This window comes from Mycobacterium venezuelense (genome assembly GCF_054919535.1).
In genome coordinates, this window is the sequence record NZ_JBONDW010000089.1 from 1 (window position 1) to 220 (window position 220).

Below are 220 nucleotides of genomic sequence, written 5' to 3' on the forward strand. Positions count from 1 at the left end.
CTGGCAGCAGGTGGTGATTTTGCGGGCGTATGCGAAGTATTTGCGGCAGGCGGGTTTTGCTTACAGTCAGTCGCATATCGAGTCGGTGCTCAACGACAATCCGCATACGTCGCGGTCGTTGGTGGAGTTGTTTGAGGCGTTGTTTCATCCGGAGTCCGACAATGCGGTGACCCGTGATGCGCAGGGCGCGGCGGCGGCGGTGGCCGCCGATATCGATGCG

At 60.5% G+C, this 220-nt stretch carries 1 protein-coding gene; it reads left to right on the forward strand.

Going from position 1 to position 220, the window contains the following annotated elements; translation table 11 throughout:
- On the forward strand, positions 1 to 220 hold a 220-nt coding region (locus tag ACRCUN_RS34320; RefSeq protein ID WP_462146053.1), incomplete at both ends, for a hypothetical protein.